The sequence below is a fragment of the Pilimelia anulata genome (genome assembly GCF_014647895.1).
Lineage (GTDB): Bacteria > Actinomycetota > Actinomycetes > Mycobacteriales > Micromonosporaceae > Pilimelia > Pilimelia anulata.
The window spans coordinates 486,114-506,619 of record NZ_BMQB01000002.1 but is presented as its reverse complement, the minus strand read 5'-3'; the positions used below and the strand labels follow the sequence as shown (position 1 = coordinate 506,619).

Below are 20,506 nucleotides of genomic sequence, written 5' to 3'. Positions count from 1 at the left end.
TCATGCCGCCATCGGGAGTTTCAACGCGACACAAGATAGACGGATGCGACCTAACGCGTATTCGGCACTTTCGGGACACATCCACTGGCCGTTCCGCCGCCGCACTCGTGCTCGGGCAGCGGCGGCAGGAACACCGTGCGGTCGAGCCGGCGCACCTCCGGCGCGGCGTCCACGATGCGCACCTCGGCGCGCCGGGCCACCCGGCTCAGGGCGGTCGGCGTGGCGCGCACGACCAGGGCGTACACACAGGAGCACGCCGAACGCAGCGCCGCCGCCTCGGCGCTCGCGGCGCGCCGCTGGGCCAGGTACGACTCGCGCAGCTCGCGGGCGCGCGCGTCGGTGCCGGCGGTCCGGGCGATCAGCTCCTCGTAGTCCAGCACCTCGCCGTCGAAGCGCAGCGCGACCTGGTTCATCCCGGCCACGACATCGTCCGGGACGCGGAACGCGTCCACCCGGACCACCCGGGTGTCGGCGCCGGGCAGCGGTACCCGCAGGTACGCCGCCGACACCGACAGGCCGCCGGCGAGCGGCGCCAGCCGGTCCGGGGCCAGGTACGCGGTCAGCGTGACCAGCGCATACGTCTCGCCCACCGCCGACCGGCCCAGCCCGGCCAGCTCCGCCCGGGCGGCGGCGCGGTACCCGGCGACGCTCTCCCCCGGCCCCGCGCCCACCCGCACCGGCGGGCCGGCGGCGGCCCGGTCGGCGGGCCGGCCGACCCGCCACAGGCCGAAGCCGAGCAGGAGCAGCAGGGCCAGCGCGGTGCCCAGCAGCGGCAGCCGGACCCGGCGGGCCCGGCGGGCGCCCGCCCGCAGGCCGTCGGCGAGCCGGGGCAGCGCCCAGCGGTCGAGCCGGCGCAGGGCGTCGCCGAGGCTCATCGTCAGCCCGCCCCGCGCAGCTTCGCCAGCGCCGCGGCGAGGTCGTCGGGGTACGGGCTGACGAACTCCACCGGCTCCCCGGTACCGGGGTGGGTGAAGCCCAGTCGGTGCGCGTGCAGCCACTGCCGGGTCACGCCGAGTGACGCCGCGAGGGCCGGGTCCGCCCCGTACGTCAGGTCGCCGACGCACGGGTGGCGCAGGGCGGCGAAGTGCACCCGGATCTGGTGCGTGCGCCCGGTCTCCAGCCGGATGTCGACCAGGCTGGCCGCGGCGAACGCCTCCAGCGTGTCGTAGTGGGTGACGCTCGGCTTGCCGCCGGACATCACCGCGAACCGGTAGTCGTGCCGGGGGTGCCGGTCGATCGGCGCGTCGATCGTGCCGCGCAGCGGGTCGGGGTGCCCCTGGACGAGCGCGTGGTACCGCTTGCTCACCTCGCGCTCCCTGAACGCGCGCTTGAGCTGGCTGTACGCGTGCTCGCTCTTGGCCACCACCATCAGCCCGGTGGTGCCGACGTCGAGCCGGTGCACGACGCCCTGCCGCTCGGCGGCGCCGCCGGTGGCGACCGTGTGGCCCAGCGCGGCCAGGCCGGCGGTGACGGTCGGGCCGGTCCAGCCCGGGCTCGCGTGCGCGGCCACGCCGACCGGCTTGTCCACCACCACGATGTCGTCGTCGCTGTACGCCACGCGCAGGCCGGTCACCGGCGTCGGGTCCGGGACGGGCGCCGCGCGCGGGGCGGGCAGCGTGACCTCCAGCCAGCCGCCGGCGTGCACCCGGTCGGACTTGTCGCGGACCGCGCCGTCGAGCAGCACGTCGCCGGCCGCCACGACCGCGGCGGCGGCCGTCCGGCTCAGCCCGAACAGCCGGGAGACCGCCTGGTCGACCCGCAGCCCGTCGAGGCCGTCGGGGACCGGCAGGCTGCGCGCTCCCCCGCTCACGCCGCCGCCTCGCGCGGCTCGTCGACCCGGCGGCCGCCGTCGCGGGTCCGGCCGGTGAACTCCAGGTACACCGCGAGGCCGACCCCGCAGAACAGCGCGCTGTCGGCGACGTTGAAGACCGGCCACAGCCGGCCGTACGGGTCGAACAGCGAGACCATGTCCACCACGTGCCCGTGGAACGCGCCGGGGGCGCGGAAAATCCGGTCGGTCAGGTTGCCGAGGACGCCGCCGAGGATCAGCCCCAGCGCCACCGCCCACGGCGTCGACCGCACCCGGATGGCCAGCCAGAGCAGCACGCACACCGCCGTCGAGGCGATGATCGAGAAGATCCAGGTGTGGTCGCCGCCGAGGCTGAACGCGGCCCCGCTGTTGCGGGTCAGCGACAGGTACACCGCGCCGCCGAGCAGCCGCACCGGCTGGTCGTCGGCCAGGTGGGTCAGCGCGAGCTGCTTGGTGGCCAGGTCGCCGGCCCACGCCGCCGCGGCCAGTCCGAGCAGCAGCCCCAGCCGCCGGGCGGGCAGCGGCCCGCCCCCGTCCCCACGCGCCTCACCCAACGCCACACCCTCCCCCGGCCCGCGCGGACCCTCGACCCCGTCGCCGCAATCTACCGGGTCGGCGGCGCGGTCGCCGATCCGCCGCGACGGGTCGGCCGGGTGGAACGGCCGCGCGCCGCCGCACCCCGGCCGCGATCGGCGACCGTACGGGCGGCGAACCGCGCACCCGGTTCCCGCCGGCGGGTCCGGCGCGCGGGGTCAGCGGCGCTCGGCGAGCTGCTTGCAGGTCACGCAGAGGGTCGCCGACGGGAACGCGGCCAGCCGCTCGACCGGGATGGCGTTGCCGCACCGCTCGCACCAGCCGTACCCGCCCTCGTCGAGCCGCTCCAGCGCGCGCTCGACCTGGAGGACCCGGTCGGCCAGGTTGTTGGCAAGAGTGATCTCCTGCTCCCGCTCGCCGGTCTTGGTCCCGGTGTCGGCCTGGTCGTCGCCGGCCGAGTCGGCCAGCCGGTCGCGCTGGAGTTCGGTCAGCTCGGTCAGCGTCTCGTCGTACTCGGCGCTCAGCTCGGCCCGGCGCTCCTGGAGCGCCGCGCGGATGCGCGCGGTCTCGGCAGCGGTACGGGTCTGCTTCGGCGCGGTACGCGTCGCTGCGGTACTGGCCATCTGCGCCTCCTCGGCGGGCCGGTCGGGGCGGTCGGCGGGCGCGCCGGCCGTGCGGACGGGGTCGACGGGCCGATCCGGCTCGGCGACCCGGCGGCGCCGGGAGGGGGCCGCGGGGCGCGGCGGGGATGCCGCACCGTCCCCCTTACCCGCCGCGGCGCCCGACGTACCGGGTCGGGCCCGGTCGGTGGGCGCTTCGGTAAGGGACGCATCGGCCGCGGCGCCGGTTCCCCGCCGGGCCCGGGCGGCAGCGGCGGGCGCGGCGGCGGGGGTCGGCGCGGCGGCGGACTTCGCGGCGGACTTCCGGGGCGCCGCCTTGGCGGCCGCGCTCCCGGCCGGCGCGGCCCGCGCCGCCTTCGCCACCTTCGCGGGGTCCGCCTTGGCGGCGTCCGCCTTCGCCACCTTCGCGGGTGCCGACTCGGCGGGTGCCGACTTCCCGGCCGCCGTCGTCGCGGGTGCCGTCGTCCCGGCCGGCTTCTTCGCGGCGGGCTTCTCCGCCGCCGGGGCCTTCGCCGGTGCCGCCGCCGTGGCCGGGACCTTCGCCGCCGTCGCCTTCGCCGGGGCCTTCACAGCCGGGGCCTTCGTCGGCGCGCGCTTCGCCGCACCCGCCGGCTTCGCGGCACCCGACTTCGCGCCGGTCGAGGCCGCCGGCTTCGCCCCGCCGGCCTCCCCCGCACCGCCGGTTCCGGCCGGCCTGCGGCCGGTGTCGGGTTCGTCGGCCGGTGTCCGGCTCTGTGTGCTGGTCGTTCGCGTACCCGTGCGCGTCGTCGCCGTCGCGCCGCGCCGGGTCCCCGCCCGCTCGGCCATGGCGTCCCCCATTTACACCACGGTGCGCCACGTGCCGTCGCGCACTCCGATGGCTGGCAACAGTACGGCGGCGTCCCTCCCCCGACAACCCGCCGCGGCCACGCCGGTCGACCCGCCCGCCCCGGGCCATCGCCGGGGCGTCAGAACAGCATAAAAGTTCATCAAAGCCTCGGTAAGGGATACGTCCGGAGATCACTCCGTGGCATGGCCCTCCTCGCCCAGCCAGCGGGCCAGCCGGCCGCGCCGGCTGATCGCCCGCAGCCGCCGCTCGGCCGCGTCCCGGACGCTGGCCGTGGCGACGATGAGCAGGCTGTCCCCGGTCCGCAGCCGGGTGGCGGCCGACGGGACGAACCCGGCGTCGTCCCGGACCACCAGGGTCACCGCGGCGCCGACCGGCAGCCGCAGCTCGTCGACGTACACGCCGGCCAGCAGGGACCCCGGCGGGACGTCGAGCTGGAGCAGGTCCGCCCGCATCCGCTCCAGCGGCGCGGTCTCCACCAGCAGCTCCGTGGTCTCGTCCCCGGCGGTCAGGCCGAGCCGGCGGGCCAGCGGGCCGAGGCCGCCGACCTGCGCCAGCGTGAACACCACCACCAGGACGAAGACGGCGTTGAACAGCCCGTCCGCCCCGGCCAGCCCGGTGGACAGCGGGATCGTGGCCAGCACGATCGGCACCGCGCCGCGCAGCCCGGCCCAGGACAGGAAGAGCTGCTGCGGCCGCGGTACCCGGAACGGCAGCGCGCTCAGCCACACCGACACCGGCCGGGCGAACAGCAGCAGCGCCGCCCCCACCACCAGCGCCGGCAGTACGGCCGCGGGCAGCTCGGTCGGCGAGACGAGCAGGCCGAGCATGACGAACAGGCCGATCTGGGCCAGCCAGGCCACCCCGTCGGCGAAGCCGAGGATCGCCTGCCGGTGCGGCAGCCGGGCGTTGCCGAGCACGACCCCGGCGACGTACACGGCGAGGAAGCCGGAGGCGTGCGCGGCGACGCCGACCGCGTAGGCGAGCACGGTCAGGGCGACGGCGGCGATCGGGTACAGCCCGGCCGACGGCAGCGCCGCCCGGCGCAGCGCGAACCGCCCGGCGAAGCCGACCACCAGGCCGATCACCGCGCCGGCGAGCAGCTCGTACCCGATCAGCAGCCCCTCCCACCACCACGGGTGGGCGCCGACCTCGGTGCTGGCCAGCAGGATGACCAGCAGCGCGACCGGGGCGTCGTTCATGCCGGACTCGGCCTCCAGCACCGCGACCACGCGCGGGCGCAGCCGCAGCCGGCGCAGCGTGGAGAACACGGCGGCGGCGTCGGTGGAGGAGAGCACCGCGCCGTACAGCAGGGCCAGCCGCCAGTCCAGGCCCAGGGCGAAGTGGGCGACGGCGCCGACCACCGCGATGCTGACGGCCACCCCGACCGTGGACAGCGACACCGCCAGCCCGAGGACCGGGCGCAGCGTCGTCCAGCGGGCGGTCAGGCCGCCCTCGGCGATGATCAGGACGAGCGCGACGAAGCCGAGCACCCGGGCCAGCTCGGGGTCGTCGAACCGGATCCCCGCGCCGTACTCGCCGAGGGCGACGCCGAGCAGCAGGTACACCAGGAGGCTGGGCAGGCCGACCCGGCTGGAGAGCCGGACCGCGGCGACCGCGACGAGGAGGACGGCCGCGCCGACGAGCAGGACCGTGTCGAGTTCCGCGCTCACGGGGCGCGGTGGCGCGCGACCCGCGCCCGCCCGGGCCGGGCCGGTACCGCGATGCTCGGCCCCGGCGCGGAGCCGGCGCTCACAGCCGGCGGCTCACGGGCCGCAGCAGCGCCTCGGCGGGGCGGCACCAGCGACAGGAGGCCAGGCCGGCGGAGACGGCGGCGCTGACCGGCACCTGCCGGCCGCCGTCGGCGCCGAGATCGCCGCAGCTCGGCAGGTGGAAGGAGGCGCCGCCGTCGGTGAGGTGCACGGTGTCGGACATGGCGGCGAGCCGGGCGAGGTTACCCGGCGTGACCGGCTTCGGGGCGCGGCTGGGCCGCGGGATCCGCGGGGCCGGGCCGGCCGGCGCGACGCCCTGCCGGACGCCGGCGATCAGCGCGACGCCGGCCAGCAGGCTGACGGCGATGGACGCGCCGAAGTAGGGGCCGGAGCCCTGTGCGGCGCCGAACGCGAACAGCACGACCGCGGCGAGGATGAGCCCCAGGCTGCTGACCACCATCACTCATCCCCACCGCGGCGCGTCATGTCGTCGCTGCTCAGCGGCCGCCGGCGTCGATGCCCGTCCGGCCGTACGGGCCGGACAGCCCGGCCGCGGCGAGCCCGCCGCTGCCGGCCACGCTGCGCGAGGTGTCGGCGCGGGTCATCTCGGCCTCGAGGCCCTGGCCGCGGCCGTCGAGGTCGCGGAGCTGGCTCTCCAGGTACGCCTTGAGCCGGGTCCGGTACTCCCGCTCGAACTGCTTCAGCTCCTCGATGTGCTTCTGCAGCGCGGACCGCTTGGCCTCCAGGCCGCCCATGGCCTCCTGGTGGCGCTGGCGGGCGTCCCGCTCCAGGGCGTCGGCCTTGGCCCGCGACTCGCGGGTGACCTCCTCGGCCTTGGACCGGGCGTCCGACAGCAGCTTGTCGGACTCGCGGCGGGCGTCGTTGACGTGGTCGTCGGCGGTCCGCTGGGCCATCATCAGGACGCGCAGCGCCTGCTGCTCGCCGTCGGCGTTGGGCGCCGCGGCGGGCGCGGCCACCGGGGTCGGACCCTGGGCGCGGAGCTGCTCGATCTCGTTCTGCATCGCGCGGGCGGCCTGCTCGGCGGCGGCCTTGTCCCGCTGGATGCGGTCGAGCTGGGCTTTCAGGTCGTTCATCTCGGCGGCGACCCGCGGGTCGGCACCCGCCGCCGCCGGGGCACCCCGGCCCCCGCCGCCGCCGCGCTCCACCTGGGCGCGCAGCTCGTTGTTCTCCTCGATCAAGCGGGCGAGTTCCCGCTCGACCTCGTCGAGGAAGGCGTCGACCTCTTCCTCGTCGTACCCCCGTTTGCCGATGGGGGGCTTCTTGAAGGCGACGTTGTGCACGTCGGCCGGGGTGAGCGGCATCGAAACTCCTCGGGTCAGTTGCGGCCGCGAGGCGCGCTGGTCAGCGGGGTCAGGCCCCGTTGATCAGCCGCCCTAGCAAACTCATCAGCACGAACAGGATAACCAGCAGCACAAGGGAGGCCAGGTCGAAGCTCACGGTACCAACCCGCAACGGTGGGATTACACGCCTCAACGCTCGCAGTGGCGGATCCGTAACGCTCCACACCGCCTCCATGCCCGCGGCGGCCCCACGCCCCGGCTGCCACCGTCGGCCGTACTGCAGGACCGCTTCCAGGACGAACCTCGTGAGCAGCACCAACAGGAAGATATAGACCACCAGGTACGAAACCTGGCTGACGATGGACAGCACTGCCCGGAACTCCTTCTGTCAAGCTCTCCGCACCGCCGCGGCGATCGGCGCGAACCCCCGCAGCGTACGCGCGGCGGCGCCCGGGCGGGGCGTCAGCTCTGATTGAAGAACCCGCCCTCTGCGATCTTGGCCTTGTCCTCAGCCGTGACCTGCACGTTCGCTGGCGAGAGCAGGAAGACCCGATTGGTGACGCGCTCGATCGTACCGCGCAGGCCGAACGCCAGACCGGCCGCGAAATCGACGAGCCGCTTCGCGTCGGCCTCGTCCATCTCCGTCAGGTTCATGATCACCGGGACGTCGTCGCGGAAGTGCTCGCCGATCGTCCGCGCCTCGTTGTAGGTGGTGGGGTGCAGCGTGGTGATCTGGTACCGGCGGTCCGGCTCCTCGGCCGCCACCGGGCGCTCGCGCAGCACCGGCGGGGCGGTCTGCGGGGCCAGCGCCAGGTTGTCCCGGGTCAGGGTGTCCCGGCCGCCGCCACCGCCACCGAAGCCGGCCGGCTCCGCCGGGGTGGTCCGAGTGATCGACCGCACCCGCGCGCTCGGCGCGGTCCGCTCCCGCGCGCTCTCCGCCCGCTCGCGGGCCCGCGGCACCGGGGGCTCGTCCACCTCGTCGTCGTCCTCGTCGTCGTAGCTGTCCGCGACCGGCCGCGAGCGGTAGCCCGAGTCCCGGTAGCCGGGCTCGTCGTACTCCCGCGCGCCGTACTGGCGGTCGTCATCCTCCTCGATGAGACCGAGCCACACTCCGGCCTTGCGCATTGCGCTCACGCGCCCACCTCGCTCCGCTGGCGTCCCGCCACCGACCGACCCCCTGCCGATGATCTTCAGGCTTGATGCCCGGATGGTAGCGGTCTAAACAACACCGTTGTAATTAGGTGCGAACGGCGCCAGGTTACCCCGGCACCGCACGCTTTCCGAGCACGGCGCTGCCGACCCGAACATGTGTCGCGCCACACGCGACCGCCGCCTCCAGATCCCCGCTCATCCCGGCCGAGAGCAGGGTCGCGCCCGGGTACGCCGACCGCACCCGGTCCGCGATCCGATGCAACCGGTCGAATGCGACGTCCGCCCCGTCCCCGAGCGGCGCCACCGCCATCAGCCCCCGCAGCCGCAGCGCCGGCGCGCTCGCGACCGCCGCCAGCACCGGATCCAGGCCGGCGTCGGGGTCGGGGTCGTCCGGCAGCGCGCCGCCGCGGCCGGGGACGCCGTCCAGCGAGACCTGGACGAACACGTCCAGCGGCGCCGGCCGGGCGGGGCCGGCGGCCGCGGCCAGCGCGGCGGCCAGCCGAACGCTGTCCACGGAGTGCACCGCGTCGGCGTACCCGACCACCGACCTGGCCTTGTTGCGCTGCAACCGGCCGATGAAGTGCCAGCGCGGCGCGGGCCCGGCCGCCGCGACCGCGGCGGCCTTCGGCGCGGCCTCCTGGTCCCGGTTCTCCCCGACGTCGGCGACGCCGAGCGCCACCAGGTGCGCGACGTCCTCGGCCGGGTAGGTCTTGGTCACGACGATGAGCGACACGTCCTCCGGCGGCCGGCCCGCGGCCAGCGCGGCGGCCCGGATGCGCGCGCGCACCCGGGCCAGGCCGTCGGCGATCGCGGCGCGCCGGAGCGCGCCGTCCGTTCCGTCCCGAAGCGCCGGCGAGGGGTGGCCGGGCACCGGTTCAGGAACCGTTCTTGAGGAAGTCCGGCACGTCGACGTCGTCGAACAGCACCCGCCGGGCCGGCTGGGCCGGCGGCGGGGTCACCGGCGCCGGCGCCGGGGCCGGGGCGACCGCGGGCGCGGGCGGCGGGCTCACCGCGGTCGGCTGGGCCGGCGCGATCCGGGCGCTCTCGGCCGGCTTGTACGCGGGCGTACCCCCGTCGAAGCCCGCCGCGATGACCGTGACCCGCACCTCGTCGCCGAGCGCGTCGTCGATCACCGCGCCGAAGATGATGTTCGCGTCCGGGTGGGCCGCGTCGGTGACGAGCTGGGCCGCGTCGTTGATCTCGAACAGGCCCAGGTCGGAGCCGCCGGCGATGGAGAGCAGCACGCCGCGGGCGCCGTCCATGCTCTGCTCCAGCAGCGGGCTGGAGATGGCCGCCTCGGCGGCGTCCACGGCGCGCTTCTCGCCGCGGGCGCTGCCGATGCCCATCAGGGCGCTGCCGGCGCCGCTCATCACGCTCTTGACGTCGGCGAAGTCCAGGTTGATCAGACCCGGCGTGGTGATCAGGTCGGTGATGCCCTGGACGCCGGAGAGCAGCACCTGGTCGGCCTGCCGGAACGCGTCCATCATGCTCATGCCGCGGTCGCCGAGGGCGAGCAGCCGGTCGTTCGGGATCACGATGAGCGTGTCGCACTGGTTGCGCAGCTCCTCGATCCCGGACTCGGCCTGCACCTGGCGGCGCTTGCCCTCGAACGAGAACGGCCGGGTGACCACGCCGATCGTCAGCGCGCCGAGCTTGCGCGCGATCTGCGCGACGACCGGGGCGCCGCCGGTACCGGTGCCGCCGCCCTCGCCGCACGTGACGAAGACCATGTCGGCGCCCTTGAGCACCTCCTCGATCTCGTCCCGGTGGTCCTCGGCCGCGTTCTTGCCGACCTCGGGCTGGGCCCCCGCGCCGAGCCCGCGGGTCAGTTCGCGGCCGACGTCCAGCTTGACGTCGGCGTCACTCATGAGCAGCGCCTGCGCATCGGTGTTGATCGCGATGAACTCAACGCCCTTGAGTCCGACCTCGATCATCCGGTTGACGGCGTTGACGCCGCCACCACCGATGCCCACGACCTTGATGACCGCGAGGTAGTTGTGCGGAGGTGTCATCGGAGCGAAGTTCCCTTCGGATCGGGTCGGTGTGGATCGCGCGGCCCGCCAGACGCCCGATCGGTCACCACGATGTACACGAAGGGCGAGGGAAAACCCTCACCCTCTACTAGAGCCTTAGAGTCCTGTCAACCACTAACTTCCATTCGCAACGTAAGCGCCCTCCGCCCGTGATCCAAGGATCCCGTCGGCGTGTCGCCACGCCATGAGAGACGCGCCACGAAGTGGCCACGCGCGAGAGCACGGACGGTCGGCCACCGTCGACGGTGCGTGGTCGACCGCTGCCCGATCAGGGCTTGACGGAAACCACGTCGGGTGAGCTGACGTCGATGCGCCGGTGCTCGGCCCGGAGCAGGGCCAACGCCGTGCGGGCCTTGGTCGCGCTGTCGGCCGCGTCGCCCCACACCACGGTACGGCCGTCGCGCATCGACAGCGTGATCTTGGCCGGGGATGCCACCAGCACCGCCCGGACCCGGTCGGCCAGCGCGGCGGGCAGCTCGGTCAGCACCCGCAGCACCGCCCGGGTCGACGGGTCGGCCGGGCCCGGCGCCGTGAGCTTCACCACGGGCACCCCGCCGGCGTCGCCGTCGGTGTGGAAGGTCACCCCGGTACCGTCCAGCCACAGGTACTCGCGGCCGCGCGGTACGGCGGCGACCGGGGTGCGCTCGCGAACCCGGATCCGGACCGTGCCCGGCCAGTCCCGCTCCACCTCGACCGCGCCGGCCGCGGGCAGCGCGGCCACCCGCCGGCGCACCGCGGCGGCGTCCAGCCGGGCCATCGGGGTGCCGACGGCCACGGCCGCGGCGGTGTGCACGTCGTACGGGTCCAGCAGGACCGTGCCGGTCACCCGGACCGCGCGGATCGCCAGCACCGCGGTGTTGCGCACCGCCCACCAGGCGATCCCGGCCAGCAGCGCGACCGCGAGGACCACGGCCCACGGCGCGGCGGCGCGCAGCCGGCGGCGGCGGGCGCGGCGGGAGAACCGGCGGACCGACGGGGGTACCGCCCCGGTGCGGGCCCGCACCAGACGCCACCGCCGACCGGCCGCCGCCCTCATCGCTCGCCGGCCCCCGCCGGGTGCTCGCCCGCCGGATTCCCGCCGGCGCCGGACAGGGCCGCGAGCAGCTCGTCGCCGAGCAGCGAGATCGGCGGGGCGCCCATCGTCACCACGACGTCCCCGGCCCGGGCCCGGCGGCGGACCTCGCCGGCCGCGTCCGACCAGGACGGCAGGAACGCCCGGCGCGGCGCCGGCAGGGCGATCGCCGCGGTCAGCGCCGCGCCGCCGTCGCCGGGGGCGCGCTCCTCGCCCGGGCCGAACACCTCCAGCACCAGCGCCTCGTCGGCCAGCGCCAGCGCCGCGGCCAGCTCGGCGCGCAGCTCCCGGGTGCGGTACACCCGGTACGGCTGGAACACCACCAGCAGCCGCCCGTCCCCGGCCACGTCGCGCAGCGTGCGCAGGGCCAGGCTGATCGAGGTGGGGTGGTAGGCGTACTCGTCGTACACCCGGACGCCGCCGGCGCTGCCCTTGTACTCGAACCGCCGGCGCACGCCGGGGAACGCGGCGAGCGCCTCGGCGACCGCCTCGGCCGCCACCCCCAGCTTCAGGGCGACCAGCAGGGCGGCGGCGCTGTTCAGGCCCATGTGCCGGCCCGGCAGGGCGAGGGTGAACTCGCCGAGCGGCTTGTCCTCCAGGTACGCCAGGTAGCGCACGCCGCCGGCGGTCGAGCTCAGCTCGGCCACCCGCAGGTCGGCGTCGGGCGCCTCGCCGTACGTGAAAACCGTCCGCCCGGCCGCCCGCAGCCGGGCGGCGAGCCGGCGGGCGCCGGGGTCGTCGGCGCAGGTGACGGTGAAGCCGGCCGGGTCGACCAGGTCGGCGAACGCGGCGAACCCCGCCTCCAGCCCGGCCAGGTCGCCGTACGTGTTGAGGTGATCCGGCTCGATGTTCGTGACGATCGCCACGTGCGGCCGGTACAGCAGGAACGACCGGTCGCTCTCGTCGGCCTCGGCCACGAACAGGTCGCCGCTGCCGTGGTGGGCGTTGGACGCCGCCGCCGAGATCTCCCCGCCGATGACGAACGACGGGTCCGCGCCGGCGTGCTGGAGGATCAGCGTGGTGATCGACGTCGTGGTCGTCTTGCCGTGGGTGCCGGCCACCGCGATCGTCCGCCGGCCGGTCATCGCCGCGGCCAGCGCCTCGGCCCGGTGCAGCACCCGCAGCCCGCGGGCCCGGGCGCCGGCCAGCTCGACGTGGTCGGCCGGGATGGCGGTGGAGTAGACGACCGTGTCCACGCCGTCCAGGTTGGCCTCGGTGTGGCTGCGGTGGACCGTGCCGCCGAGCGCGCGCAGCCCGGCCAGCGACGGCCAGTCCTTCAGCTCGCTGCCGGTGGTCGGCACGCCGCGGGTGAGCAGCAGCCGGGCCAGCCCGCTCATCCCGACGCCGCCGACGCCGATCAGGTGCACGGTGCCCAGGTCCTCGGCGGTGAGCGCGCCGGTCGGGGTCATTCCGGTGATGTCCACTCGCTCCCCTACCAGCGCACGATCTCGTTCAGGTACGCCCGCAGCGCCTCGTCGCCGTCGCGCCGGCCGTACGTGCCGGCCGCGGCGCCCATCGTGCCCAGCCGGACCGGGTCGGTGAGCAGCGGCAGCGCCTCCGCCTCCAGCCAGGCCGGGGTCAGCTCGGCGTCGTCGACGATCAGGCCGCCGCCGGCGTCGACCACCGGGCGGGCGTTGCGGTACTGCTCGCGGTTGTGGTGCGGGTACGGCACGTACACCGCGGGCAGGCCGACCGCGGCCAGCTCGGCGCAGGTCAGCGCGCCGCCGCGGGCGAGCATGAGGTCGGCGGCGGCGTAGCCCAGCTCCATCCGGTCCAGGTACGGCAGCGTGACGTACGGGGTGGCCAGGTCGGCCGGCGGCTCGACCGGCTCGTTGCGGGCGCCGATCACGTGCAGCACCTGCACGCCGGCCCGGGCCAGCTCCTTGGCGGCGCCGACGACGGCCAGGTTGATCGACCGGGCGCCCTGCGAGCCGCCGGAGACGAACAGCGTCGGCCGGTCCGGGTCCAGCCCGAAGTGGGCCCGGGCGGCGGCCCGCTCGGCGTCGCGGTCCAGGCTCGTGATCTCCCGGCGCAGCGGTACGCCCACCAGCCGCGCCCCGGCCAGCGACTCGGCCTGCGCGAGCTGGTGCGGGAACCCGACGGCGACGTTCTCGGTGATCTTCATGCCGAGCCGGTTCGCGATGCCCGGCGGCACGTTCACCTCGTGGATGACCAGGGGCAGCTCGCGCTTCCACGCGGCCAGGTACGCGGGCACCGACACGTACCCGCCGAAGCCGACGACGGCCTGCGCGCCCACCTCGTCGAGGATCGCGCCGGCGGCCCGGGCGGCCCGCCACATCCGGGTCGGGGTGCGGGCCAGGTCCAGGTTGACCGAGCGGGGGAGCTGGTACGCGGGGATGTGCCGCAGCGGGTAGCCGGCGGGCGGGATCAGCTCGTTCTCCAGGCCCTTCGGCGTGCCGACGCAGGTGATCGTCACGTCCGGGTCGTGCCGGCGCAGGCAGTCGGCGAAGGCGAGCAGGGGGTACACGTGCCCGCCCGTACCGCCGCCGGCCAGCACCACCGAGCGCAGCGCGCTCATCGTCGCTCTCCCCTCTCGCCGCCGGGGCCGCGGCCCCGGCCGGTCCGCGCCGCGGACCCGGTCGCCGCCCGGGCGGCGGGGGGCCGCCCGGCGCCGCGGGGTCGCGGCGGCGGCGTGGTGTCGTCGCCCAGCGGCGGCAACGGCGCCCAGAGTAGCCGGGCCCAGCGCGCCGGCGGCCGGGCGTGCAGCGCCCGGGCGGCGTCGGGCTCGGCCCGGGCGAACGAGGCCAGCATCCCGACCGCGGCCAGCGTCACCACCAGGGCGCTGCCGCCGTCGGAGATGAACGGCAGCGGGACGCCGGTGATCGGCAGCAGGCCGACCACGCCGCCCAGGTTGATGACCGCCTGGACGATCAGCCAGCTCATCGCGCCGGCCGCGGCGAGCCGGCGGAACGGGTCGGTGACCCGGCGGGCGATCCGCAGCCCGGTGTACGCGAACACGCCGAGCAGCACCAGCACCACCGTGCAGCCGACCACGCCCAGCTCCTCGCCGATGATGGCGAAGATGAAGTCGTTCTCGCCCGCGGGCAGCCAGCCCCACTTGAGCGACGCGTCGCCCAGGCCGACGCCGAACCAGCCGCCGTCGGCGAGCGCGTACCGGGCCTGGTTGGCCTGGTAGCAGTCGTTGGCGTCGCAGGTGGCGCTGCCGGCGCCGAGGTACGAGGTGATCCGCTCGAGCCGGTACCCGCTCTTGCCCGGCAGGGCCAGCAGCCCGGCCAGGCCGGCGCCGGCCAGCAGCGCCATCCCGCCGAACACCCGGCCGCGCACCCCGGCCACCCAGAGCATGCCGACGAACAGGCCGAGCAGCACCACCAGGCTGCCGAAGTCGTTGTACCCGATGAGCACGAACAGGGCCCCGACGGCGAGGAACAGCGGCCGGGTCAGCGCCCGCCAGTTGACGATCGCGCTGCCCTTGCGGGCGAGCACGTCGGCCGCCCACAGGACCAGCGACAGCTTGGCGAACTCGGCCGGCTGCACCTGCACCGGGCCGATGTGCAGCCACAGCGCGTCGGCGTACACCGGGCCGAGCCGGGGCGCCGGGAGCAGGTGGAACGCCTTGAGCGCCAGCAGCGTGTCGAGCAGGGCGAGCGCGGCGAACGACAGCACCATGAACGGGAAGCCGAGCACCCGGAAGGTGCGGCCGGGCAGCCGCTGGCAGAGCCAGAAGCCGAGCAGGCCGACCAGGGCGTACAGGGCCTGGCGGCTGATCAGCGCGAACGGGTTCCCGTCGGTGGCGTACGCCTTCACGCTGGTGGCCGAGAAGACCATGGTGAGGCCGATCACCAGCAGCAGGCCGGCGCTGGAGACGAGCAGGTAGTACGACGCCAGCGGCCGGGCGAGCAGGCCGCGCAGGGCGGCCAGGCTGCCGGTCCGGGCGGCGGCGGTGGTCACGGGCCGGTCCCGAGCCGGCGGACGGCGGCGGCGAACGCGTGCCCGCGCGCCGGGTAGCCCGAGTACATGTCCTTCGAGGCCGCGGCCGGCGCCAGCAGCACCGTGTCGCCCGCGGCGGCGAGCCCGGCGGCGGCGCGTACGACTGCGTCCATGGCCCCATCATCGACGCTCGCGATGTCCACGACCGGCAGGCGCGGGGCGTGTCGCCGCAGCGCCTCGGCGATCTCGGCCCGGTCGACGCCCAGCAGGACGGCCCCCACGAGCCGGTCGGCGACCGCGGCGACGAGCGGGTCGACGTCCACGCCCTTGAGCTGGCCGCCGGCCACCCAGACCACCCGCGGGTACGAGGTGAGCGAGGCCAGCGCCGCGTGCGGGTTGGTGGCCTTGGAGTCGTCGACGTACGCGACCCCGGCGACCGTGCCGACGGCGGCGTTGCGGTGCGGCTCGGGGCGGTACCCGCGCAGGCCGGCGGCCACGGCGGCGGCCGGCACCCCGGCGGCCCGGGCCAGCGCGGCGGCGTGCAGCGCGTTGGCCACGTTGTGCGCGCCCGCCGGCCGGACGGCGGCGACCTCGACCAGCGGCTCCGGCGCGGCGCACGGCGCGGACTCGACCAGCGTGCCGTCGACCACCCCGTACACGTGCCCGTCGCCCACATCGGGAACGCCGAGGGTCACCCCGACCCGGTCGCCGCCGACCGCGCGCAGCAGCGCGGCCACCCGCGGGTCGTCCAGGTTGCCGACGGCGACGCCGCCGGCCGGGGCGGACCGCCAGATCGCGGTCTTCGCGTCGGCGTACGCGGCGAACGAGCCGTGCCAGTCCAGGTGGTCGTCGGCGAGGTTGAGCAGCGCCCCGGCACGCGGGGCGAGCAGCCGGGACCAGTGGAGCTGGAAGCTGGACAGCTCGACGGCCAGCACGTCGTACGCCGGGTCGACGGCCGCCTCGACCAGCGGCGTGCCGATGTTGCCCAGCGCGGCGGTGCGCCGGCCGGCGGCGGCGAGGATCGCCGCGAGCATGGTGACCGTGGTGGTCTTGCCGTTGGTGCCGGTGACGGCCAGCCAGTCGGGGGCGCCGTGGCCGCGCAGCCGCCAGGCCAGCTCGGGCTCGCTGTACACCTCGACGCCGGCGGCGTGCGCGGCCAGGACGAGCGGGTGGGTCGGCGGGAAGCCGGGCGAGACGACCACGTCGGTGACGCCGGCCAGCAGGTCCGGCGGGGGCGGCTCGGCGACGATCACGGTCGCGCCGGCGGCGGCCAGCCGCTCGGCCGCCGGGGAGGCGGCGCGGTCGAGCACGGTCACCGCGGCGCCGCGGCGCAGCAGCGCGCCGGCCGCGGCGGCGCCGGCCACGCCGGTGCCGCCGACGACGACCCGGCGGTCGGACCAGTCCGGTGGCACGCCCGTCACCCCATGTGGGCGAGGAAGTCGCCGTAGAAGATGCCGAGGCCGATCGCCACGCCGAGGCCGGCGACGATCCAGAACCGGACGACGATGTTGACCTCGCTCCAGCCGGACAGCTCGAAGTGGTGCTGGAGCGGGGACATCTTGAACACCCGCTTGCCGGTGGTCCGGAACGAGATGATCTGGATCACCACCGACATCGTGATGATCACGAACAGCGCGCCGAGGATCGGCAGCAGCATGATCGTCCGGGTGGACATGGCCAGGCCGGCGATCAGCCCGCCCAGGCCGAGCGCGCCGGTGTCGCCCATGAAGATCCGCGCCGGGGACGTGTTCCACCACAGGAAGCCCACGCAGGCCCCGGCCGCCGCCCCGGCGATCAGCGCGATCTCCAGCGGGTCCCGGACCCGGTAGCAGTAGTCGGCGGCGGCGCCGTAGCTGGCGTCGGCGCACCAGTGCCGGTACTGCCAGAAGGCGATCAGCGCGTACGCGCCCAGCACCATCACCGAGGTGCCGGTGGCCAGGCCGTCCAGGCCGTCGGTGAGGTTCACCCCGTTGGTGCTGGCCAGCACCACGAAGATGAAGATGATCACCGCGCCGACCTTGCCGACCTCCAGCCAGCCGATGTCCCGGACGAACGACAGCGTCGTACTGCCGACCGTCTCGAAGTTGGACGGCTTGCCCTCCGGGTCCAGCATGCTGGACTGGAAGCCCAGCGAGACCAGCCCGAACACCGCCCCGACGAGGAGCTGGCCGACCAGCTTGCCCCGCTTGTTCAGGCCGGCGCTGTTGCGCTTGCGGACCTTCAGGAAGTCGTCCAGGAAGCCGACCGCGCCGCAGAACACGAACAGGCCGAGCAGTACCAGCCCGGTCACCGTCGGCTGCACCTGGAAGATCTGCTCCGGCGGGAGCGTGGTCAGGGCCAGGTGCCCGGCCACGTAGGCGACCAGCGTGGCGATGATGAACACCACCCCGCCCATCGTGGGGGTACCCCGCTTGCCCTGGTGCATCTGCGGCCCGTCGGACCGGATCGGCTGCCCGGCCTTCAGCCGGGTGAAAATCTTGATCGCCACCGGGGTGCCGAGCAACGAGACCAGGAACGCGACCGCTGCCGCGACCATCACCGCGCGCACAGTGTCATCCTCTCCGGGCAGTGCCATCGGCCGACGGCGTCGGCGCTTCATTGTGGATCATCTGCTCGTCCCGGAGGAAGTCGGCCACGTCCCAGGTGCGGTACCGCGAGCCCTTCACCAGCACCACGTCGCGCGGGGTCAGCACGGCTCGCAGGTGGTCGATCGCCGCGGCCTGGTCGGTGACCACCGTCACCCGTCCGGGACGGCCGGGCGCCGCTCGGGCGGCGTCGGCGAGCGGCGCCGCCGCGTCGCCGACCACCACCAGCTCGGCCACGCCGGTCTCGGCGGCGAGCCGACCGACGTCGGCGTGGCCGTCGGCCTCGGCGTGGCCCAGCTCGGCCATGTACCCGAGCACGGCGACCGTGCGCCGGCCGGCGCCCAGCGCCGCGAGCGCCCGCAGCGCGGCCGCCATCGAGCCGGGGTTGGCGTTGTACGAGTCGTCGATCACGGTCACCCCGTCGGCCCGGTCGAAGACGTCCATCCGCCGGCTGGACGCCGGCCGCAGCTCCCCCAGCGCCGGCGCGAGCCGGTCCAGCGGCAGCCCGGCCCGGCGGGCGACCGCCGCGGCGGCGAGCACGTTGCCGACCTGGTGCGCGCCGGCCACGCCCAGCCGCACCGGCGCCGACCCCTCGGGCGTGACCAGGGTGAACGCGGCCCGGCCGCGGTCGTCGAGGGTGACGTCGCGGGCGGCGATGTCGGCGTCCGCGGCGGTGCCGACGAGCTGCACCTGCGCGGCCGTGCGGGCGGCCATCGCCCGGACCCGCGGGTCGTCGGCGTTCAGCACGGCCAGGCCGTCGGCGGGCAGCGCGGCCACCAGCTCGCCCTTCGCGGCGGCGGTGGCGTCGACCGAGCCGAACTCGCCGACGTGCGCGGCGCCGACGTTGAGCACCACGCCGATGCGCGGCGGCGCGATCCCGCACAGGTACGCGATGTGGCCCGGCCCGCGCGCGCCCAGCTCCAGCACCAGGTACCGGGTGTCGGCGGTGGCCCGGCACACGGTGTACGGGTGCCCCAGCTCGTTGTTGAACGAGCCCGGCGCCGCCACGGTGGGCCCGACCGGCGCGAGCAGCGCGGCCACGTGGTCCTTGGTGGTGGTCTTGCCGGACGAGCCGGTCAGCCCGACGATCGTCAGCCCCGGCAGCCGGTCCACCACCGCCCGGGCGAGCCGCGCCAGCGCGGCCAGCGGGTCGTCGACCAGCACCGCCGGTACGCCCGGCAGCTCCCGCCCGGCCAGCACCGCGACCGCGCCGGCGGCGACGGCCGCGGGGGCGAAGTCGTGCCCGTCGACCCGCTCGCCGGGGAACGCCACGAACAGCCCGCCCGGCCCGGCCCGCCGGGAGTCGAACTCCACGCCGCCGGTGACGACGGCCGCCGGGTCCGCGCCGGCGAGCCGCCCGCCCACCGCCGCGGCGACGTCGGCCAGGGTCATCGGGATCATCGGCTGCCCCCCGCGCCGCCGTCGGGTCGGGCGGCCAGCGCGGCGGCCAGCTCCTCCCGGTCGTCGAACGGCAGCACGTCCGCGCCGACGATCTGGCCGCGCTCGTGGCCCTTGCCGAGCAGCGCGACCACGTCGCCGGGCTTGGCCAGCTCGACCGCCGCGGCGATCGCCGTCCGCCGGCCGGGTACCTCGCTGACCTGCGCCGGACCGCCCGCGGTGCCGGCCAGGACCGCCGCGCGGATCGCCGCCGGGTCCTCGGTGCGCGGGTTGTCGTCGGTGACGATGACCAGGTCGGCGCCCGCCGCCGCGGCGGCGCCCATCAGCGGGCGCTTGCCGGCGTCCCGGTCGCCGCCGGCGCCGAGCACGCAGACCACCCGCCCGCCGGCGGCGGTGGCCAGCTCGCGCAGCGCGCGCAGCACGGCGACGATCGCGTCCGGCTTGTGCGCGTAGTCGACGACGCCGCGGACCGCGCCGGGCGCCGGCACCTCCTCCAGCCGGCCGGGGATCAGCCGCACGCCCGCGACCGCGGCGGCGCCCGCCGCCGGGTCGACCCCGACCGCGACGAGGGCGGCCAGCGCGAGCAGCGCGTTGGCGACGTTGTGCCGGCCGGGGAAGGCCACCCCCGCCGGCACCGCCAGGCCGGCCGGGCCGAGCGCGGTGAACCGCTGCTCCCCCACGCCGCGCACGTCCGCGGCCCGCCAGGTCGCGCCCGCCGCCCCGGCCGCGGAGTACGTCACCGTGTGCGGCCGGACCAGCCCGGCCAGCGCCGGGTCGTCGGCGTTGAGCACCTCGACCGCGCTGCGCCCGTCGAACAGCCGCGCCTTGGCCGCGAAGTAGTCGGCGGCGTCGGCGTGGAAATCCAGGTGGTCCTGGCCGAAGTTGGTCCAGCCGCCGACCGCGAACCGGACCCCGGCCACCCGGTCCAGGGCGAGCGCGTGGCTGGAGACCTCCATCACCACGTCGGTCACGCCGCGCTCGCGGGCGGCGGCGAGGCTGGCCTGCAGGTCGGTGGCCTCCGGCGTCGTCCGGGTGCTGGGCACCACCAGGTCGCCCAGCCGGGTCTCGACCGTGCCGATCAGGCCGGTGGTCCGGCCGGCGGCCCGCAGGCCCGCCTCGACCAGGTACGCCGTGGTGGTCTTGCCGGCGGTGCCGGTCAGGCCGATCACCGACATGCCGGCGGTCGGGTCGCCGTAGACCGCGGCGGCGGCGGCGCCGAGCGCGGCCCGCGGGTCCGGCAGCACCAGCGCGGGCAGGCCCGCGGCGGCGGCGGCCGGGGCGCCGGCCGGGTCGGTCAGCACCGCGGCGGCGCCGCGGGCGGCGGCCTCGCCGACGAACCGGGCGCCGTGCTGGCGGGCGCCGGGCAGCGCCGCGTACAGGTCACCGGCGGCCACCTCGCCGCTGGCGTGGCTCACCCCGGTCAGGCGCGCGGTCGCCCCGGCGGGCTCGATCGCGGCGCCGAGAGCGGCGGCGAGGTCGGCGAGCCGGACGGGGTGCGTGGCGCGGGGGCGCGGATAGCTCGGCACGCCGAAAGACCCTACCCTGACCCGATCC

General features: G+C 76.1%; 19 protein-coding genes. All 19 read right to left on the bottom strand.

Annotated features, from left to right (window positions below; all coding sequences use genetic code 11):
* Positions 1-50: 50 nt before the first annotated feature.
* The gene (locus IEY94_RS07040; protein WP_189169211.1) at positions 51-875 is read right to left on the bottom strand and encodes a hypothetical protein; all 825 of its coding nucleotides are present in this window, start codon (positions 873-875) and stop codon (positions 51-53) included.
* A 2-nt stretch (positions 876-877) separates the two neighbouring features.
* The gene (locus IEY94_RS07035) at positions 878-1,810 is read right to left on the bottom strand and encodes an RluA family pseudouridine synthase (protein ID WP_189169210.1); all 933 of its coding nucleotides are present in this window, start codon (positions 1,808-1,810) and stop codon (positions 878-880) included.
* Complete coding sequence (locus tag IEY94_RS07030; RefSeq protein ID WP_189169387.1) at positions 1,807-2,442, bottom strand: signal peptidase II; 636 nt, start codon at positions 2,440-2,442, stop codon at positions 1,807-1,809. The genes IEY94_RS07035 and IEY94_RS07030 overlap by 4 nt, the downstream gene beginning before the upstream one ends.
* Before the next feature lie 120 nt (positions 2,443-2,562).
* Positions 2,563-2,967, bottom strand: coding sequence for a TraR/DksA family transcriptional regulator (locus tag IEY94_RS07025; RefSeq protein WP_189169386.1), 405 nt, complete (start codon positions 2,965-2,967; stop codon positions 2,563-2,565).
* Positions 2,968-3,963: 996 nt separating this feature from the next.
* Entirely contained in the window at positions 3,964-5,463 is a 1,500-nt protein-coding gene (locus tag IEY94_RS07020; RefSeq protein ID WP_189169209.1) for a potassium/proton antiporter, read from the bottom strand.
* A gap of 79 nt (positions 5,464-5,542) precedes the next feature.
* Positions 5,543-5,962, bottom strand: a complete 420-nt coding sequence (locus IEY94_RS07015; RefSeq protein ID WP_189169208.1) for a hypothetical protein — start codon at positions 5,960-5,962, stop codon at positions 5,543-5,545.
* A 37-nt stretch (positions 5,963-5,999) separates the two neighbouring features.
* Positions 6,000-6,824, bottom strand: coding sequence for a DivIVA domain-containing protein (locus tag IEY94_RS07010; protein ID WP_189169207.1), 825 nt, complete (start codon positions 6,822-6,824; stop codon positions 6,000-6,002).
* A gap of 49 nt (positions 6,825-6,873) precedes the next feature.
* Positions 6,874-7,173 (bottom strand): YggT family protein, encoded by a 300-nt coding sequence (locus IEY94_RS07005; RefSeq protein WP_189169206.1) that lies wholly within the window; start codon positions 7,171-7,173, stop codon positions 6,874-6,876.
* 92 nt (positions 7,174-7,265) lie between these two features.
* Positions 7,266-7,937, bottom strand: coding sequence for a cell division protein SepF (locus IEY94_RS07000; RefSeq protein ID WP_229783385.1), 672 nt, complete (start codon positions 7,935-7,937; stop codon positions 7,266-7,268).
* A 124-nt stretch (positions 7,938-8,061) separates the two neighbouring features.
* A complete protein-coding gene (locus IEY94_RS06995) occupies positions 8,062-8,763 on the bottom strand; it encodes a YggS family pyridoxal phosphate-dependent enzyme (protein ID WP_229783419.1) in 702 nt (233 codons plus the stop codon).
* A gap of 67 nt (positions 8,764-8,830) precedes the next feature.
* The gene (gene ftsZ, locus IEY94_RS06990) at positions 8,831-9,967 is read right to left on the bottom strand and encodes a cell division protein FtsZ (RefSeq protein WP_189169204.1); all 1,137 of its coding nucleotides are present in this window, start codon (positions 9,965-9,967) and stop codon (positions 8,831-8,833) included.
* A 289-nt stretch (positions 9,968-10,256) separates the two neighbouring features.
* Positions 10,257-10,991 carry a cell division protein FtsQ/DivIB gene (locus tag IEY94_RS06985; protein WP_229783384.1) on the bottom strand — a complete coding sequence of 245 codons (735 nt, stop codon included), beginning with the start codon at positions 10,989-10,991 and terminating at the stop codon, positions 10,257-10,259.
* A gap of 29 nt (positions 10,992-11,020) precedes the next feature.
* Entirely contained in the window at positions 11,021-12,469 is a 1,449-nt protein-coding gene (gene murC, locus IEY94_RS06980) for a UDP-N-acetylmuramate--L-alanine ligase (RefSeq protein WP_189169384.1), read from the bottom strand.
* Between the two features lie 23 nt (positions 12,470-12,492).
* Positions 12,493-13,599 carry an undecaprenyldiphospho-muramoylpentapeptide beta-N-acetylglucosaminyltransferase gene (gene murG, locus IEY94_RS06975; protein ID WP_189169202.1) on the bottom strand — a complete coding sequence of 369 codons (1,107 nt, stop codon included), beginning with the start codon at positions 13,597-13,599 and terminating at the stop codon, positions 12,493-12,495.
* Positions 13,596-14,990, bottom strand: coding sequence for an FtsW/RodA/SpoVE family cell cycle protein (locus tag IEY94_RS06970; RefSeq protein ID WP_189169201.1), 1,395 nt, complete (start codon positions 14,988-14,990; stop codon positions 13,596-13,598). The genes murG and IEY94_RS06970 overlap by 4 nt, the downstream gene beginning before the upstream one ends.
* Complete coding sequence (murD, locus tag IEY94_RS06965) at positions 14,987-16,381, bottom strand: UDP-N-acetylmuramoyl-L-alanine--D-glutamate ligase (RefSeq protein ID WP_189169200.1); 1,395 nt, start codon at positions 16,379-16,381, stop codon at positions 14,987-14,989. The genes IEY94_RS06970 and murD overlap by 4 nt, the downstream gene beginning before the upstream one ends.
* 5 nt (positions 16,382-16,386) lie before the next feature.
* Positions 16,387-17,517 (bottom strand): phospho-N-acetylmuramoyl-pentapeptide-transferase, encoded by a 1,131-nt coding sequence (gene mraY, locus IEY94_RS06960; protein WP_189169199.1) that lies wholly within the window; start codon positions 17,515-17,517, stop codon positions 16,387-16,389.
* A 4-nt stretch (positions 17,518-17,521) separates the two neighbouring features.
* Positions 17,522-18,955 carry a UDP-N-acetylmuramoyl-tripeptide--D-alanyl-D-alanine ligase gene (locus IEY94_RS06955; protein WP_189169198.1) on the bottom strand — a complete coding sequence of 478 codons (1,434 nt, stop codon included), beginning with the start codon at positions 18,953-18,955 and terminating at the stop codon, positions 17,522-17,524.
* Positions 18,952-20,478, bottom strand: coding sequence for a UDP-N-acetylmuramoyl-L-alanyl-D-glutamate--2,6-diaminopimelate ligase (locus IEY94_RS06950; RefSeq protein WP_189169197.1), 1,527 nt, complete (start codon positions 20,476-20,478; stop codon positions 18,952-18,954). Before IEY94_RS06950 ends, IEY94_RS06955 begins: the two co-directional genes overlap by 4 nt.
* Positions 20,479-20,506: the final 28 nt, after the last annotated feature.